Raw genomic sequence first — 17,243 nt, forward strand, 5'->3', positions numbered from 1 at the left:
TGCCCGCACTCGTCGTTGCCGTCCCTCGACGGGCAATAAGCCCGCCTTCGGTCCGGCGTCTCGATTGCGAACAAACCCGCGAGCCAGAGATGCCATCGAATCGTGCAGAGTTTCCCTAGCTATCATGACCCCATGAACCTTCACCTGATACTCACCTTCCTGGGCGGCGTGGGCCTGTTTCTGCTGGGCATGCGCCTGATGACCGACGGCCTCAAGGTCGCCGCCGGCGATGCCCTGCGCGAGATACTCGCCCGCGGCACGGCCACCACCCCACGCGGCATCGTCTCCGGCATCGGCATCACGGCGGTGGTGCAATCCTCGTCGGCCGTGATCTTCGCCACGGTCGGCTTCGTCAATGCCGGTCTGCTGACGCTGTTCCAGGCGATCGGCGTGATCATCGGCAGCAACATCGGCACCACGGCCACCTCGTGGCTGGTCGCGCTGGTCGGCTTCAAGGTCGATCTGCAGGCCCTCGCCCTGCCGGCGGTGGCCATCGGCATGCTGCTGCGAGTCACCGGCCAGGGCAAGCGACGCGCCTACCTGGGGGATGCCCTGACCGGCTTCGGCATCTTCTTCCTGGGGCTGGACGTGCTCAAGACCGCGTTCGGCGATTTCGGTCAGGGCTTCGACCTCGCCGACCACACGGGCAACGGCATACTGAGCCTGCTGATGTTCGTCGCCATCGGCGTGGTCATGACCGTGGTGATGAACTCGTCGAGTGCCTCGCTCGCGATCACGCTCACGGCGGCCGGCACCGGCCTGATCCCGTTGACCGCGGCGGCCGCCATGGTGATCGGTGCGAACGTCGGCACCACCTCGACGGCCCTGTTCGCGGTCATCGGCGCGACCTCTTCGGCCAAGCGCGCCGCGGTGGCCCACGTGCTGTTCAACGTGGTGGTCGGCATCGTCGCCTTTGTCTCATTGCCCGCCCTGCTCTGGCTGGTGGCGCAGACCGCGCAACTGATGCGCCTGGAGCCGGGCCCGGCCACCTCGCTCGCGATCTTCCACACCACCACCAAGCTGCTGGGCATGGCGATATTCTGGCCACTGACACCACGGCTGGTGTCGTTCCTCGAGACGCGGTTTCGCAGCGCCGAGGAAGACGAGGGTCAGCCACGGCATCTCGACCGCCACATCGCCAGCACCCCGGACCTCGCGCTCGATGCGCTGAACATGGAATTGAAGCGCATCGGCGAGATCGCCCGGCGTGGCGCGCGTGACGTGGTGAGCATGGAGGGCTCGGCGGCCATCGATCGGCTGCACCGTGACCGCGCCATCGTTGACCGGCTGATCCTCGCCTGCGTGGAATTTTCCAACCGGGCCCAGTACGGCGAGATCCCCGCCTCGATCGCCGAGGGCTTCCCGCTGGCCATGCGCATCAGCCGCTACTACGGCGACATCGCCGAACACGTCGAGGAGATCGCCAAGCTCGAGGCCACCCTGACCGCGCCCACCGACCCGGCAATCGCCGAGGCACTCACCGAGTTCCGCCGCGAGACGGCGCACTTCCTCGCCCTGGCCGACCCGGACGCCGAGGGCTTCGAGATGAAGCCGATCAAGCGCGCGATCAAGGACTTCGCTGACGACTACCAGGCGCTCAAGGCGCTGTTGTTGCGCGCCGGCGCCGACGACCGCCTGCCCGTGCGCCAGATGGTCGCCCGGCTCGACGAGTTGAGCCACGTCCGGCGCATCGTCGACCAGTCCTACAAGGCGGCGAAGTACACCCGCCGTCTGCGCAAGCAGCTTTACCAGCACCGTGACGAGGGTGCGCGCCCCGAGGACACCGACACCTACCGGGACGACGCCGTCATGGAGATGACCAACGCCGCCACCCCGACGACGGCAGAGCCCGCCGAGTTAGCGGATACGATGGGACAGTCAGGCTCGGGCGACCGGGACGAGGAATCCGACAGGCCACGGTAAGGCGAAAAACGGCAGCCGGCTCACTGCCGCTGCCTCCGGGGGACGCCTTGGCCGCACAATCTGACGCCCATGGCATGAGGCCTATACCCGGGAGCAACAAAAAGGCCACCGACCCAGTGGATCGGTGGCCCTTGTCGAACATGCTCGCCGGCGTTGCCGGCGGCAGCCTAGCGGTCAGCCGAGGTCGCAGCGCCCGGCATTCATCACCTTGTTCCAGGCCGCGACGAAGTCGTGCACGAACCGCCCGCCGGCGTCGTCCTGGGCATAGGCCTCGGCGATCGCCCGCAGTTGCGAGTTCGAACCGAACACCAGGTCGACGCGCGTGCCGGTCCACTTGAGTTCGCCGGTCTTGCGGTCGCGCCCCTCGTAGATGTCCTCGTCCGCCTCGGTGGGCTTCCAGACCGTGTCCATGTCGGTCAGATTGACGAAGAAATCGTTGGTCAGGGTGCCCGGCTCGTCGGTGAACACGCCGTGCTTGCTCTCCCCGTGGTTCGCGCCCAGCACCCGCATGCCGCCGACCAGGGCGGTCATTTCCGGTGCCGACAGGCCCAGCAGCTGGGCGCGGTCGATCAGCATTTCCTCGTCGGAGACGGTGAACTTGGCGCGACGGTAGTTGCGGAACCCGTCGGCCTCGGGCTTCATCGGATCGAAGGAATCGGCATCGGTCTGCTCGTCGGTCGCGTCGGTCCGACCCGGCGCGAACGGCACCTCGACCGGGTAACCGGCATCCCAGGAGGCCAGCTCGATGGCCGCCGCGCCGCCCAGCACGATCAGGTCGGCCAGCGACACGCGCTTGCCGCCGTACTGCGCGTCGTTGAATTCCTTCTGGATGCCCTCGAGGGTCTTGAGCACGCGGGCGAGCTGCTCGGGCTCGTTGACCTCCCAGTCCTTCTGCGGCGCCAGGCGGATTCGAGCGCCATTGGCCCCGCCGCGCTTGTCCGAGCCGCGGAAGGTGCAGGCCGACGACCAGGCGGTGTAGACCAGCTCGCGCACGCCCAGCCCGGCATCCAGGATGGCCGCCTTGAGGTCCTCGGCGTCCTGCTCGTCGATCAGCACGTGATCGACCGGCGGCACCGGGTCCTGCCAGATCAGGTCCTCGTCCGGCACGTCCGGGCCGAGGTAGCAGTCCTTCGGGCCCATGTCGCGGTGAGTGAGCTTGAACCAGGCCCGGGCAAAGGCATCGGCGAACTCCTCCGGGTTCTCGTGGAAGTGCTTGGCGATCTTGTGGTACTCGGGGTCCTCGCGCATCGCCATGTCGGCGGTGCTCATCATGATGCCGACCCGCCGGTTCGGGTCCTCGGCATCCGGGGCGTGATCCTTCTCGGCCAGGTTCTTGGGCGTCCACTGCCAGGCGCCGGCCGGGCTCTTGGTCAGCTCCCAGTCGTAGCCGAACAGCACGTCCAGGTAGGTCATGTCCCATTGGGTCGGGGTCGGCGTCCAGGACCCTTCCAGCCCGCTGGTGATGGTGTCGCGGCCCTTGCCGCTGCCATAGCGGCTCTTCCAGCCGAAGCCCATCTCCTCGATCGGCGCGGCCTCGGGCTCCGGGCCGACGAGCGCGGCATCACCGGCGCCGTGGACCTTGCCGAAGGTGTGGCCGCCGGCGGTCAGGGCGACGGTCTCGTAGTCGTTCATCGCCATGCGCTCGAAGGTCTCGCGGATGTCCCGCGCCGAGGCGAGCGGGTCGGGCTCGCCGTCCGGGCCTTCCGGGTTGACGTAGATCAGGCCCATCTGCACGGCGGCGAGCGGATTTTCCAGCTCACGGTCACCGGAGTACCGGCTGTGCGGCGCGTCGCTGGTCGCGAGCCACTCCTCCTCGGCGCCCCAGTAGATGTCCTCTTCCGGTGCCCAGATGTCCACGCGACCGCCGCCGAAGCCGAAGGTCTTGAGGCCCATGGACTCGAGCGCCATGTTGCCGGCGAGGATGTAGAGGTCCGCCCAGGAGAGCTTGTTGCCGTATTTCTGCTTGATCGGCCACAGCAGGCGGCGGGCCTTGTCGAGGTTGGCGTTGTCCGGCCAGCTGTTGATCGGCGCGAAGCGCTGGTTGCCGGTGGAGGCGCCGCCGCGCCCGTCGGCGGTGCGGTAGGTGCCCGCCGAGTGCCAGGCCATGCGGATCAGGAACGGGCCGTAGTGACCGTAATCGGCCGGCCACCATTCCTTCGAGTCGGTCATCAGGTCGACGAGATCCTTCTTGACCGCCTCGAGGTCGAGTTTCTTGAATTCCTCGGCGTAGTCGAAATCCTCGCCCAGCGGATTGGACACGCCCGTGTGCTGGTGCAGGATGCCGAGGTTGAGCTGGTTAGGCCACCAATCCTTGGCACCACCACCGCCGCCGCCCATCTTGGTGCGGCTGCCATGCATGACCGGACACTTGCCTGCGTTCGCGTTCTCGCCCATTTCCTACTCCTCGTGGTCTTGGCAGAGGTCCGCCTTGCACGGCCGACTCTCCGGGTTCGCTGATGCGAAACGCCCGACGGGTGTCCGCCGGGAAAACGACAGCGGCACCGGAACCCCAGGGATCCATGCGCCACCGAATCAGTGATCGAACTTAGGCCTCCCGTCCACCGCCTGCAAATTGATTTTTCCTTGGCGTTCAATAGTTACGGCCTATCGCCACCACCGCGGCACCACGCCGCCCGAAAAAGGAAGGTCGTGGCCCCCGAGCCCGATTACCTGGCAAGCGTGTAGCATTCCGATCAAGCCCCGCCAGGTAACGCTCAGGTGAGGGGTCCGAATCCATACCGAGGCCCGACATGCACCCACCTCAGCCGCCCCGCCACCGCCGCTACCGTCCCGGCAAGCGCAGCCTGATTGCCCTGCTCTCGATCGGGCTGATCGCCTGGCTGGCCATGGGCGCCTGGCATGTCTACAAGCCCATGCCCGGCGGGCTGGACGTGGCCACGCCGTGGGTCCCCGCCGAGGAGGTGCGCTTTCTCGCCGACACGACCTACACGGCGCCCGACGGGACGCGCGTCAGCGACCAGCGGATATTCGATGCGATCCGGGAAATGATCGTCGGGTCGCAACGGCTGCTCGTCCTCGACATGTTCCTGTTCAACGATTTCGCCGGCGAGACCGGTGACGGTCATCGCCCGCTGTCGACCGAGCTGACCCAGGCGCTGATCGACCAGCGAGGCCGACAGCCCGATCTCAAGGCCGTGCTGATCACCGACCCGGTCAATACCGCGTACGGCGGTGTGGCCGCTGACCACCTCGGCAAACTGCGAGATGAGGGGGTTCGGGTCATCACTACCGACCTCGACCGTCTGCGCGATCCGAACCCCTTGTGGTCCGGGTTGTGGCGGCTGTGCTGCCGATGGCTGGAGAGCGAACCCGGCGCCGGATGGCTGCCCAACCCCCTGGCCGAGGACCGTGGCGCCACGCTCGCCGCGTGGATGCGGCTGCTCAATTTCAAGGCCAACCACCGCAAGACCGTGATCGCCGATCGGGGGGAGCAATGGATCGGGCTGGTGACCTCGGCCAACCCGCATGACGCGAGCAGCCGGCATGGCAACGTCGCCCTGCGGTTTGCCGGCCCGGCCGCCCTGGACCTGCTAGCGACCGAGCAGGCCGCCGCCGAGCTGTCCGGCGCCGAGCGCGCCTTCGCCCTCCCCTCGCCCCCGCGGGGCGACCCCCTCGACTCGAAGGAAGGACGGTTACGGGTACTGACCGAGGCACGTATCCGCGAGGCCGCCGTCGCAATGATCCAGGCGGCGGAGGACGGCGAGCGACTGGACCTGGCGATGTTCTACCTCTCGCACCGGGAGGTGATCGATGCCCTCAAGCAGGCAGCCGCACGCGGGGTGGCGCTGCGCGTGCTGCTCGACGCCAACCACGATGCCTTCGGCCGGGAAAAGAGCGGCATCCCCAACCGGCCGGTCGGAATGGAGTTGCACCGAGCGGGCGTCCCGGTGCGCTGGTGCGATACGCGCGGCGAGCAGTGTCACAGCAAGATGCTGCTCCATCGCCAGGCCGATGGCTCCGGTCGGCTGCTGCTCGGGTCGGCGAATTTCACCCGCCGCAACCTCGACAACTTCAACATGGAGACCAACGTCGAATGGCAGGCCCCGCCCGATCACCCGGCGCTCCGCGAGGCCATGGCCTTTTTCGATACGCGCTGGTGCAACACCAACGGCGAGCACCACAGCCTGCCCTTTGCCGAGTACGCCGACGACTCGTGGTGGCGTTACTGGCGCTACCGACTGATGGAGGCGACCGGCCTGTCGACGTTCTGACCGGGCCTCACAGGCCGAAGGGATACGTATCAGCCGCACCCTCGAGCGCTCGGCTGTCCAGCGGCGTCACGGCCCGACTGCGGTCCACCCAGACGTACTCGTCGAACTGGCGCGGCAGCTCGGCGTGAAAGTAGTGACTGGCGCGTTCGGTTTCCGGACGATAGATCACCCCGACCGCCCGTTCCAGGCGTGACTCGGCCAAGCCCTGGCGTACCTGGGGGTCGCCGCCCCGGCCCAGCGGCAACAGGAAACCGGCCCGACCGGTCTCGTGGCAGAGACGCTCGTAGCTGTCTGGCAACGCCGGGCGCAACGTCTTGATCTCCATCGGTTCGTCCCAGTTCGAGGCCGCCGCCACCGTGCCGGTGTCCGTGCCGAAACCGATCGAGTAGACGGCCTCGCCGAATCGGGCCCGACACAACTGGCCGATATTGAATTCGCCGCGCCGCGACATGTCGGTAGCCCGTGCATCGCCCACGTGCGAGTTGTGCGCCCAGACCACGCCACGGCTGTCCTCGCCGTGATGAGCCAGCAACGCCTCGAGGGTCTCGAACATGTGGCCATCGCGAAGGTTCCAGGCACTACGCGAGCCGTAGAACATCGAGCGGTAGTACTCCTCGGCGTTGGCGATCAGGCGGGCATTCTGCACCGCGTCGAGGAACCGGTCGCCGTCCTGCTCGGCGTACCGACGGTGACGTTGCTGCAGATCGCGCAGCATCGCCACCACCGGTCGCTCGCAGCCGGCATAGCCTGGGCTCAGCGACATCCGGGCATAGTCGGCCGGGTCGGGTTCGAAGGGCGTCAGGCAGCCGTAGCGCTGCCGGGCAACGGCGGCGGCCTCCGGGTCGACGTCGTCGAGGTAGTCGAGCACGGCCGCGATCGAGTTGTAGAGGCTGTAGAGGTCCAGGCCGTGAAAGGCGACACGATCGGCGGGCGCCCGATCGGCATTGTGCTCGCGCAACCAGTCGACGAACCCGCGCACCTCCGCGTTGCGCCACATCCAGGTGGGAAACCGGGCAAAAGCGGTCCATTCGGATGGCGGGTACTCGGCGTGTCGCACGTAGTGATCGATGCGGGCGGCATCGGGCCAGTCGCCCTCGATGGCGACGAAATCGAACCCCTTCGCCTCGATCAGCGCCCGGGTAATCCGTTGGCGGGCGCGGTAGAACTCCGAGGTGCCGTGGGAGGCCTCGCCGATCAGCACCAGACGCGAGTCGCCGATGCGCTCCAGCAGGCCGTCCAGCGGCAGGTCGTCGACCGCATCGAACCCTTCGGCCACCGCCGCCATGCGGCGACCGAGTGACTGATCGCGTGGCGACATCGTGCGCGGGCCGGCCCGCGGCGAACGGGCGCGAGCCTCGTCCCGGCCGGCCTCGCCCAACAGCGGGAGGAAGCTCACGTCGGCCAGATCCTCGGTGCGATACGCGTTCTCGCCCAGGCGCGTGATCCGCACCAGCTCCTGCGCCTCGTCGTCCTCACCCACCGGGATCACCAATCGGCCGCCAATCGCCAGCTGGCGCTTGAGTCGATCCGGGACACCGGGGCTCGCCGCGGCCACCATGATTGCATCGAAGGGCGCCGCCTCGGGCCAGCCCAGCGACCCGTCGCCCTCGCGCACCTCGACATTCCCAACCCCCTGGTCGCTCAACGCGCGACGCGCCTGGGTGGCGAGCTCCCCGATGCGCTCGATGCTGTACACCGCGGCGGCGATCCGCGCGACTACCGCCGCGGCGTAACCCGAGCCGGTACCGATGTCGAGCACGCGCTCACCCCCCTTGAGATCGAGCGCCTCGATCATCATCGCGACCACCCAGGGCTGGGTAATGGTCTGACCGGCGGCGATCGGCAGCGCGGTGTCCTCGTAGGCGAACTCGCGCAGGTCCTGCGGCACGAACGCCTCGCGTGGCACCTGCCGCATCGCCTCGAGCACCTGGGGTGATCGGACGCCTCGAGCTCGCACCTGGTGTTCAACCATCGTCTCGCGACGGAATTTCCAGTCTGAATCGGTCATGGCTCACCCCCGACGGGAACCGTCATGGAACACGAGGTCAGGTGAGCATAGTCAATGCACTATCGAACGACGCCCGCCGCCGTTTTTGCACCCCGGTTGTGCATGCATGGGCGTCTCTGCACCAGAGAGACGCATTCGTTGCCGGTCGACTGCCCCTTAATGCGGCATGTGGCCATGGAACGATTCCTGCCTATGGTGCAAGCAACCCTTCAGACCGGAGACTTCGATGGAAACGTTTCAGGACGGTGCGAACACCTTCTTTCTCTTGATCGGTGCGGCCATGGTGCTGGCCATGCACGCCGGCTTCGCCTTTCTCGAGGTGGGCACGGTGCGCGAGAAGAACCAGGTCAACGCCCTGGTCAAGATCATCGCCGATTTCGCCGTCGCGACGATCGCCTACTTCTTCATCGGCTACTCGATCGCCTACGGGATGGACTTCTACGCCGCGGCCGCCGAGCTCAATGTCGGCAACGGCTACGAGCTGGTGAAGTTCTTCTTCCTGTTGACCTTCGCCGCCGCCATCCCGGCCATCGTCTCCGGCGGCATCGCCGAGCGGGCCAAGTTCTACCCGGTGCTCGCGGCGACCTTCCTGATCGTGGCGTTCATCTACCCGGTCTACGAGGGCATGGTCTGGAACGGCCGGTTCGGCCTGCAGGGCTGGCTGGAATCCACCTTCGGGGCCGGCTTCCACGACTTCGCCGGCTCCATGGTGGTGCATGGCATGGGCGGCTGGATCGCCCTGGCCGCGGTCTTGCTGCTGGGGGCGCGTCGCGGGCGCTACGGCAAGCACGGCATGGCCGCCCACCCGCCGTCGAGCATCCCGTTTCTCGCCCTGGGTGCCTGGATCCTGACCGTGGGCTGGTTCGGGTTCAACGTCATGTCGGCCCAGTCGGTCGAGGCGGTCTCGGGGTTGGTCGCGCTCAACTCGCTGATGGCGATGGTCGGCGGCGTGCTCGCCGCCCTGTTCGTCGGTCGCAATGACCCGGGCTTCGTCCACAACGGTCCGCTGGCCGGGCTGGTGGCCATCTGCGCTGGCTCGGACATCGTCCACCCGCTGGGCGCACTCGCGATCGGCGCGATTGCCGGTGCCCTGTTCGTCGCGACGTTCATCCTCACCCAGAACCGCTGGAAGATCGACGACGTGCTGGGCGTGTGGCCACTGCACGGGCTGTGCGGCGCCTGGGGCGCGATTGCCGCCGGCATCTTCGGGCTGGAGGCGCTTGGCGGCATGGGCGGCGTGAGCCTGGTTTCGCAGCTGATCGGCACCACGGTGGGCGTTTCCATCGCGCTGGCCGGCGGCTTTCTCGTCTACTGGCTGCTCAAGCGCAGCGTCGGCATCCGCCTGACCGAAGAACAGGAGTTCGAGGGCGCGGACCTGTCGATCCATCGCATCAGCGCCACCCCGCCCAACGGAAGCTGATTCGACACCCGGTCCGGCACGGACCCAACGCCAATGCAGGCCGCCCGGGCATCCGGGCGTCGATCGAAGGCCCGGTGACGCCAGCGCGTTACCGGGCCTTTTGCTGGTACATGGCCTCGTCGGCGGCCTGCAGCAAGGCCTCCGGCGTCGTGCCGTCGGTCGGGTAGACCGCCGAACCAATACTGACCGTAACCCGCACGGTCAGCCCGTCGAGCGTGATCGACCGCTCGACCACCTCGCCGAGCTTTTCGGCGACGGTGCGTACGTCCTCGGCATCGGCCGGACGCACAACCAGCACCGCGAATTCGTCGCCACCGAGACGCGCCACGCTGTCGGTCTCGCGTGTCGCCTCCTGCAGCCGACGCACCAGGGTGACCAGCACCTGGTCCCCCACGTCGTGGCCATGGGTGTCGTTGATCGGCTTGAAGTCGTCCAGGTCGAGGTAGAGCACCGCGACCAGGTCGCCGTGGCGCTCGGCCTCGGCGATCGCGCGAGTCAGGCGCTCGTGGAACAGCACCCGGTTGGCCGCGCCTGTGAGCGGATCGTGATGGGCCCGGTACCACATGCGCCGCTCGCGATCGTGGATGTCGCTGATGTCGCTGAACAGCCCGACCAGCCGGCGTTCCCCCCAGTCGAGGGTCAGTGCCGTCAGCGAGAGCAACACCGGCGTGCGCTCGCCCCGTTTCCGATCGAGCAGCATCAGTTCGCCTTCCCAGGAGCCCTGTTCCCGCGCCTCGCGCCAGGCGGCGGGAAGGTCGACGGCATCGTCGCGAGCGGTACTGGCAAAGATCGTCTGCACGTGCAGGGACGTGGACTGCGTCTCGTCCACGCCGACCAGTCGCCGGAACGAGGCGTTGCAACGTTGCACGAGCCCCTCGGTGTCGCAGACGAAGATCGCCTCGTGCGCCGACTCGATGATCGCCTCGGATTCCAGTCGGCTTTCCGCCAGCGCACGCTGCTCACTGACGTCCTGAACGGTGCCGATCATGCGCTCGCGGCGATCTGCGCCGGTCTCCACCACGCCGCGCTCCAGCACGTGGCGCACCTGCCCGTCCGGGCGCAGGATGCGATGCTCGATCACGTAGGGAGCGCCGGTGGCGAACGAGTGTTCGGCGGCCTCGGCCACCCGGTCGCGGTCGGCCGGGTGCACCAACGCCATGAACGACTCGTGGGTGGGTCGGAAGGATCCCGGAGAGACCCCGAAGATGTCGTACACCTGGTCCGACCAACGGATCTCGCCATTCGGGCCGTCCGATTCCCAGCTGCCCAAACGGGCGATCCACTGCGCCTGCTGGAGACGTTGGTGTTCCTCGTGCAGATCGGCAAGCAGTTGCGCCCGCGCGCGGTTGCCGAGGTAATCCCGCCGATCGAGCACCAGCAGGGTTGCGATGACCAGCAGCAACAAGCCCAGGGCGATCGCGATCTTGAGCCACATCCAGCCCCACGAGACCGCCGCCTCGGGCGCCCGCTGAAAACGCATGATCCAGGCCGCCGAGTCGCCGAGCGTGTTCTCGACCGGCAGGAACGAGATCACCACCGGGCTGGGGGCAAGCGTGACCAGCGAGAACGCCCGCCCCTCGGGAAGCTTCTCCGCGGCTCGATCGGCCACGGCGGCTTCCAGCGCGTCCACCTCGGATTCGCTCCAGTTGCCCGCCGGCGGCAACAGGGCCGGGTTGCTGAAGGGATCGGCCTCCTTGTCACGCAGGTAGTCCGGATGCAGCGGGGTGCCCGCGTAGTAGCGTTCGCGCGGCTCGCTCCAGACCGTCGAGTCGACCAGCGACTGCGGCAGGATCAGCCGATACAGGCTGGCATCGAGATCGACGTGGTGGAGCAGGAAGGTGCGAAACGAGAACGAGGCCTCGACCGAGCCCACGAACTCGCCTTCGTGCAGCAACGGGTAGATGTGACGAAAGCCGTTGTAGACCCGACCTTCCTCGAAGCCGAACACGGGGCGTCGGGTCTCGTTGACCAATCGCAGGCCGGCACGCACGTCCCAGAGATCGTCGCCGAACGCGTCCGGGCGATGAAAGCGCAGGAAACTCACCGCGCCGGGCAGGTGGTAGTGCAGCTGGCGAAACCCGTTCTCGCGCATCCGCTTGTAGACCGGCTCCAGCCGGGCATGGAGTTGCTCGCGCAGGCGTGCGCGCTCGGCCGGGTCCTCCGTGCTCGCCGCCCGGTGCATGAGCTCGAGTACCACCGGTGTACGCAGGTGATCGGTGACCACCTCGTCTGCCAGCGTGCGCTGGTAGCTCTTGAGGAGGTCGTACTCCATCGCCAGGTGATTCAAGGTCTCCTTGGCCAGCGAGCGCTTGAGGTCGCGATGCGAATCGACGAACGTCCACACCAGCACGGCAAACCCCACCAGCACGGTCAGGATGACCAGCGCATGGCGAAGGTAGAGGCGTCTGATGGGGGCGTGGTTCAGCGGCATCCGTCGTCCGTCGGTGGTCGCTTGCACCGGGACGACGTACCCGCCCCGGGAGCTGGTGCTGGGGCGAGCTTACAACTTGTGGCGCCCCCGGGCCTGAGCGTTCACCGGGGCGCGCCGTGGACCAAGGGTTCAATTACCCCCTATCGATCGCTTTGGGGGCGGCAGACCGGATCGATGGAATTACCCGCGCGGGATCGACGAGACCGAGTCGAGGACGTGAGACGCGCCTTCGCGGATTTCCTCGACGATCGCCTCGACCGATCGGACCTGTTCCCGGCCCAGGTCGGCCACCCGGCTGGCGTTTTCGATGCGCTGGACGATGTCGCCGGTGTAGTCGAGGTTGCCCCGGATGACCTCGGCGATCTCACCGGTCGCGGCACTGGTGCGCGCGGCCAGCTGGCGCACCTCGTCGGCCACCACGGCGAACCCCCGCCCCTGCTCGCCGGCACGGGCCGCCTCGATCGCGGCGTTCAGCGCCAGCAGGTTGGTCTGGTCGGCCACGGCGCTGATGGTAGCGACGATGGTCTCGATGTTCTTGGATTCGTCGTTGAGGTTGCCGATCACCGCCTTGGCCTCGGCAATCAGGTCGCGGATCTGCTCGGAGGTCTCGATCGACGTGCGCAGCGAGTCGGCACCGCGCGCGGCGATGTCGGCGGTCTGCTGGGCGGTCGAGTAGGCAACCGACGAGGCGTCCCGCGTCTGCTCGGCGGCCAGCACCGCCTCGGTCACGTCGGTGGCGAACTTGATCACTTTTTCCACGCGTCCGTCCTCATCGAAGATCGGGTTGTAGGTGGCCTCCAGCCAGACCTCCGCGCCGTTGGCGCGATAGCGGCGGAAACGGCCGGAGCGAAACGCCCCGTCGGCCAGCTCCGACCAGAAATCCGGGTGCTCGCGATAGAAGGCGTCGTCGCAGAACATCCGGTGGTGTTTGCCGCGCACCTGCTCGCGCGAGTACCCCACCGTGTCGAGGAAATTGCGATTGGCGTCGATGATCGTGCCGTCCGGGGTGAACGAGATCACCGCCATGGATCGATCCAGCGCCTTGAACATCGCCTCGTGTTCGCGCAGCTCTTCGGCCCGCTCGGTCACGTCCGAGGCGATCTTGACCACCCGCTCGACCCGGCCGTCCGCCGACTTGACCGGGAAATAGGTGGCCTCCAGCCAAAGGCGATCACCGCCTGCCGTCACCCGCGGGAAGGTCCCGGAGTGCGACTCCCCGCTGCGCAGGATCTCCCAGAACCGCTGGTAGGCGGTGGATGCGGCGTAATCGTCGTCGCAGAACAGGCGGTGGTGCGCCCCGATCACCTCGCCACGTGATCGCCCGACCGTCTCGAGAAAACGCGCGTTGACGTCCAGCACATGACCATCCGGGCTGAACTCGATGTAGGCGACCGAATCGCGCACCGCATCCAATACGGCGTTTCGTTGGCGCAGCTGGTCCTGGCACTCGGCCAGTTCGTGGTGCAGACGACGATTGAACATCTTCGATTCCTCCCGACCGGCTCGCACCCGACGGGTGCGTCGGCCGGCGTGTTTGTATCGGTATTGTATACCTCTTGTATAGGTTATGCAGAACTTTATGCACCCCAATGGGGAAGGCAGGACCGGAAAGACCACGACAACCGGGACGAACGGCTCGAGGAATGCCATTCCGCCATCCGGTTCGCCGTCGGGCTTGGCAACGCCTGCCCGGCGTTGGATCATGCAGGCACGCAACCCAATCACTTGGCAGGGAGTTTGAATGTCTTATCTCAAGGATTTTCCGAACAAGGAAGGCTACTTCGGTGAATTTGGAGGCGCTTTTCTTCCCCCCGAGCTCGAACCGCACTTCGCCGAGATCGAGCAGGCCTACCGGCGCCTGATGCGCTCGGCCGACTTCCTCAACGAACTGCGCTACATCCGCAAGCACTACCAGGGCCGCCCCACCCCGGTTTACTACGCGCACAACCTCAGTGCCGATGTCGGCGCGCACCTCTACTTCAAGCGCGAGGACCTCAACCACTCCGGCGCGCACAAGCTCAACCACTGCATGGGCGAGGCGCTGCTCGCCAAGCACATGGGCAAGAAGAAGCTGATCGCCGAGACCGGCGCCGGGCAGCACGGCGTGGCCCTGGCGACCGCGGCGGCCTACTTCGGCATGGAATGCGAGATCCACATGGGCGAGATCGACATCGCCAAGGAGGCGCCCAACGTCACGCGCATGAAGCTGCTCGGGGCCAACGTGGTGCCGGTGGGCTTCGGTGGCCGCAGCTTGAAGGAAGCGGTGGACTCGGCCTTCCAGAGTTATCTCTCGCAGGCCGACGAGGCGATCTTCGCGATCGGCTCGGTGGTCGGCCCGCACCCCTTCCCGCAGATGGTGCGCAACTTCCAGTCGGTGATGGGCCTCGAGGCGCGCGAGCAATACCTGGAGATGACCGGCGAGCTGCCGGACCACGTCACCGCCTGCGTCGGTGGCGGCTCCAACGCCCTGGGGATCTTCGCGGGCTTTATCGACGATGACGACGTGCAGCTCCATGGCGTCGAGCCGCTGGGCAAGGGCACCGAGCTCGGCCAGCACTCGGCGACCATGACCTTCGGCAAGCCGGGCATGATCCACGGCTTTAAGTGCCTGCTCCTGAGTGACGAGGAAGGCAACCCGGCGCCGGTGCACTCGATCGCCTCGGGGCTGGACTACCCCGGTGTCGGCCCCGAGCATTCCTACCTCAAGACCTCCGGTCGGGTGAACTACCACGCGATCAGCGACGACGAGACCCTGGACGCCTTCTACAAGATCTCGCGGCGCGAGGGCATCATCCCGGCCCTGGAATCGGCTCACGCGATCGCCTGGGCGATGAAGTTCGGTCGGGAGAACCCCGGCACCACCATCCTGGCCAACCTCTCCGGGCGCGGCGACAAGGACATCGACTACGTCACGGAGCATTTCGGTCATGGCTGATCACGGCAGCATCGACACCCGCGCGGCGCAACTGGGCGCCCCCGGCTCGCCCGAGGCGGTCCGCCTGATGCTCCTGGGTGCCGGCGAGCTCGGCAAGGAGGTTGCCATCGAGGCCCAGCGACTGGGCCTGGAGGTGATCGCGGTCGACCGCTACGCCAATGCGCCGGCCATGCAGGTCGCGCATCGCTCGCACGTGATCGACATGCTCGACGGTGCGGCCTTGAAGAGCGTGATCACCCAGGAGATGCCGGCCTTGATCGTCCCGGAAATCGAGGCGATCGCCACCGCCACCCTGCTCGAGCTCGAGGCACAGGGCTTCGTGGTCACCCCGAACGCCCGCGCCGCGCGGCTGACCATGGACCGCGAGGGCATCCGCCGACTGGCCGCCGAGACCCTCTCCCTGCCGACCAGCCGGTTCGCCTTCGCCGAGACCGAAGCGCAGTTCCTCGATGCCATCGATCAGATCGGCACGCCCTGCGTGGTCAAGCCGGTGATGAGCTCGTCGGGCAAGGGCCAGTCGCTGGTGCGCGAGCCGGGCGCGGCACTGCGCGCCTGGGAATTCGCCCAGTCCGGCGGCCGGGCGGGACGGGGCCGGGTGATCGTCGAATCGTTCATCGACTTCGACTACGAGATCACCCTGCTCACCGTCCGCCATCGCGGCGGCATCACCCTCTGCCCGCCAATCGGTCACACCCAGGTCGACGGTGATTACCGCGAGAGCTGGCAGCCGCACCCGATGAGCGAGACCGCGCTGGCACGGGCCGGGGAGATATCGCGTACCATCGTCGAGGAACTGGGCGGCTACGGGATCTTCGGTGTGGAGCTGTTCGTCAAGGACGACCAGGTCTGGTTCAGCGAGGTCTCGCCGCGCCCGCACGACACGGGGCTGGTGACCCTGGTCTCGCAGGACCTGTCGGAATTCGCCTTGCACCTACGGGCGATGCTGGGTCTCCCGGTGCACGAGATCGCCCAGCGCGGCCCGTCGGCCTCCTGTGCCATCGTGCGCGAGGGCGAGAGCAGACACCCGGTACTGACCGGGACGGCGGCCGCGCTGACCGAACCCGGCACGGAACTGCGGCTGTTCGGCAAGCCCGTCGTCTCCGGCAAGCGCCGCCTGGGCGTGGCGCTGGCCCGAGGCGAGTCGATCGAGCAGGCGCGCGAGCGTGCCCGTCGCTCGGCCGGCTCGATCCAGCTCAAGCCGTGAGCCCCTCGCGCATTCGGGAGAAACGCCGATGAGTACGCGTCAGAGTATTCGCCTCGATGGCAGCGGCGGTCGGGCCGGCCCGCAGCAGCAACCGGCCGGCACCTGGGTGCGCTTCAACTGGGAGGACGCCGACGACCGGGCCTGGCTCGAGGACGAGGCCGGTGTCGACGAGCTGGTCGCCGACAGCCTGCTCGCCGAGGACACGCGCCCGCGCGTGGTCGAGCACGACAACGGCCTGATCCTGATCCTGCGCGGCGTGAACCTCAATGCCGGCAGCCGTCCCGAGGACATGATCTCGCTGCGGTTGTGGTTCGACGGCGAGCGGCTGATCAGCACCTCGCGTTATCCGCTGCGCACCGTCGAGGGGATCATTGACCAGCTCGAGCGCGGCACCGGGCCCACGACGCTGGCCGACCTGCTGATGGAACTGGTCGAGGGCCTGGCCGAGCGCACGGACGAGCTGATCGAGTCGATCGAGGAGGAAATCGACGATCTCGAGGCGCAACTGCTCGACGGCGCCGACCGCGAACTGCGCGGCCGGATCGGCCAGATCCGCCGCAGCATCATCGTCATCCGCCGCTATCTCGCGCCGCAGCGGGACGCGCTGGCCCGCCTGTCGACCATCAACCGGCCCCTTCTCGCCTCGCTGGATCGCGGCCGCATCCGCGAACAGGCCGACGCGCTCACGCGCCTGGTCGAGGACCTGGACATGGCCCGCGAGCGCGGCGCCATGATCCACGAGCAACTGCTCACGCGGCTGTCCGATCAGCTCAACACCCGCATGTACATCCTGTCGATCGTGGCGGCGATCTTCCTGCCGCTGGGTTTCGTGACGGGGCTGTTCGGCATCAACGTGGGCGGCATGCCCTGGGTGGAGACCCCGATGGGCTTCTGGTGGGTGGTGCTGCTGATCGCCGCGATCGGGGTCGGGCTGGGCGTGTGGCTCAAGCGACGCCGCTGGTTCTAGGTGTGATCTCTCAACAGGTTGTCCACGGAACCCATCCAATGGATGCTGAGTTTGCCGACCAAGCAATCCATGACAGGAGGGTCCCGTGGACATCCATCAGAATGCCGCGCTAACACCTCGAGG

The 17,243-nt window shown here is 67.3% G+C and carries 10 protein-coding genes; 6 read left to right on the top strand and 4 right to left on the bottom strand.

Annotated elements, in window-relative coordinates; all coding sequences use genetic code 11:
• Nucleotides 1-132: 132 nt before the first annotated feature.
• Nucleotides 133-1,923, top strand: coding sequence for a Na/Pi symporter (locus FAZ79_RS08475; RefSeq protein ID WP_136867543.1), 1,791 nt, complete (start codon nt 133-135; stop codon nt 1,921-1,923).
• A gap of 174 nt (nt 1,924-2,097) precedes the next feature.
• Here FAZ79_RS08475 and katG read toward each other — a convergent pair whose 3' ends face one another.
• Nucleotides 2,098-4,317, bottom strand: coding sequence for a catalase/peroxidase HPI (gene katG, locus FAZ79_RS08480; protein WP_136867544.1), 2,220 nt, complete (start codon nt 4,315-4,317; stop codon nt 2,098-2,100).
• Between the two features lie 356 nt (nt 4,318-4,673).
• Between katG and FAZ79_RS08485 the strand changes: the two genes are divergently transcribed.
• Nucleotides 4,674-6,155: a phospholipase D family protein gene (locus FAZ79_RS08485; RefSeq protein ID WP_136867545.1), complete on the top strand. Its 1,482-nt coding sequence runs from the start codon at nt 4,674-4,676 to the stop codon at nt 6,153-6,155.
• A gap of 7 nt (nt 6,156-6,162) precedes the next feature.
• Here FAZ79_RS08485 and FAZ79_RS08490 read toward each other — a convergent pair whose 3' ends face one another.
• Entirely contained in the window at nt 6,163-8,163 is a 2,001-nt protein-coding gene (locus tag FAZ79_RS08490) for a protein-L-isoaspartate(D-aspartate) O-methyltransferase (protein WP_136867546.1), read from the bottom strand.
• A 226-nt stretch (nt 8,164-8,389) separates the two neighbouring features.
• On the opposite strand from FAZ79_RS08490, the gene FAZ79_RS08495 reads away from it, so the two are divergent.
• A complete protein-coding gene (locus FAZ79_RS08495) occupies nt 8,390-9,583 on the top strand; it encodes an ammonium transporter (protein WP_136867547.1) in 1,194 nt (397 codons plus the stop codon).
• 88 nt (nt 9,584-9,671) lie between these two features.
• On the opposite strand, the gene FAZ79_RS08500 is transcribed toward FAZ79_RS08495, so the two are convergent.
• Together FAZ79_RS08500 and FAZ79_RS08505 are read right to left on the bottom strand one after the other, a co-directional pair.
• Nucleotides 9,672-12,014, bottom strand: a complete 2,343-nt coding sequence (locus FAZ79_RS08500; RefSeq protein WP_136867548.1) for a diguanylate cyclase — start codon at nt 12,012-12,014, stop codon at nt 9,672-9,674.
• A 180-nt stretch (nt 12,015-12,194) separates the two neighbouring features.
• Nucleotides 12,195-13,496 (bottom strand): PAS domain-containing methyl-accepting chemotaxis protein, encoded by a 1,302-nt coding sequence (locus tag FAZ79_RS08505; RefSeq protein WP_136867549.1) that lies wholly within the window; start codon nt 13,494-13,496, stop codon nt 12,195-12,197.
• Nucleotides 13,497-13,755: 259 nt separating this feature from the next.
• Between FAZ79_RS08505 and trpB the strand changes: the two genes are divergently transcribed.
• Genes trpB through FAZ79_RS08520 form a run of 3 tightly spaced genes read left to right on the top strand, consistent with a single transcriptional unit; the run spans nt 13,756 to nt 17,120 of the window.
• Nucleotides 13,756-14,949 carry a tryptophan synthase subunit beta gene (gene trpB, locus FAZ79_RS08510; protein WP_136867550.1) on the top strand — a complete coding sequence of 398 codons (1,194 nt, stop codon included), beginning with the start codon at nt 13,756-13,758 and terminating at the stop codon, nt 14,947-14,949.
• Nucleotides 14,942-16,153 carry a formate-dependent phosphoribosylglycinamide formyltransferase gene (purT, locus tag FAZ79_RS08515; protein WP_136867551.1) on the top strand — a complete coding sequence of 404 codons (1,212 nt, stop codon included), beginning with the start codon at nt 14,942-14,944 and terminating at the stop codon, nt 16,151-16,153. Before trpB ends, purT begins: the two co-directional genes overlap by 8 nt.
• A 28-nt stretch (nt 16,154-16,181) precedes the next feature.
• A complete protein-coding gene (locus FAZ79_RS08520; RefSeq protein WP_136867552.1) occupies nt 16,182-17,120 on the top strand; it encodes a zinc transporter ZntB in 939 nt (312 codons plus the stop codon).
• Nucleotides 17,121-17,243: the final 123 nt, after the last annotated feature.

Origin of the sequence: Guyparkeria sp. SB14A (genome assembly GCF_005096345.1) — a bacterium.
GTDB classification, from domain to species: Bacteria; Pseudomonadota; Gammaproteobacteria; order Halothiobacillales; family Halothiobacillaceae; genus Guyparkeria; species Guyparkeria hydrothermalis.

Coding starts and splice junctions, on each gene's coding strand:
- FAZ79_RS08475 (WP_136867543.1), top strand. CDS start 133: ATGAACCTTCACCTGATACTCACCTTCCTGGGCGGCGTGGGCCTGTTT.
- katG (WP_136867544.1), bottom strand. CDS start 4,317: ATGGGCGAGAACGCGAACGCAGGCAAGTGTCCGGTCATGCATGGCAGC.
- FAZ79_RS08485 (WP_136867545.1), top strand. CDS start 4,674: ATGCACCCACCTCAGCCGCCCCGCCACCGCCGCTACCGTCCCGGCAAG.
- FAZ79_RS08490 (WP_136867546.1), bottom strand. CDS start 8,163: ATGACCGATTCAGACTGGAAATTCCGTCGCGAGACGATGGTTGAACAC.
- FAZ79_RS08495 (WP_136867547.1), top strand. CDS start 8,390: ATGGAAACGTTTCAGGACGGTGCGAACACCTTCTTTCTCTTGATCGGT.
- FAZ79_RS08500 (WP_136867548.1), bottom strand. CDS start 12,014: ATGCCGCTGAACCACGCCCCCATCAGACGCCTCTACCTTCGCCATGCG.
- FAZ79_RS08505 (WP_136867549.1), bottom strand. CDS start 13,496: ATGTTCAATCGTCGTCTGCACCACGAACTGGCCGAGTGCCAGGACCAG.
- trpB (WP_136867550.1), top strand. CDS start 13,756: ATGTCTTATCTCAAGGATTTTCCGAACAAGGAAGGCTACTTCGGTGAA.
- purT (WP_136867551.1), top strand. CDS start 14,942: ATGGCTGATCACGGCAGCATCGACACCCGCGCGGCGCAACTGGGCGCC.
- FAZ79_RS08520 (WP_136867552.1), top strand. CDS start 16,182: ATGAGTACGCGTCAGAGTATTCGCCTCGATGGCAGCGGCGGTCGGGCC.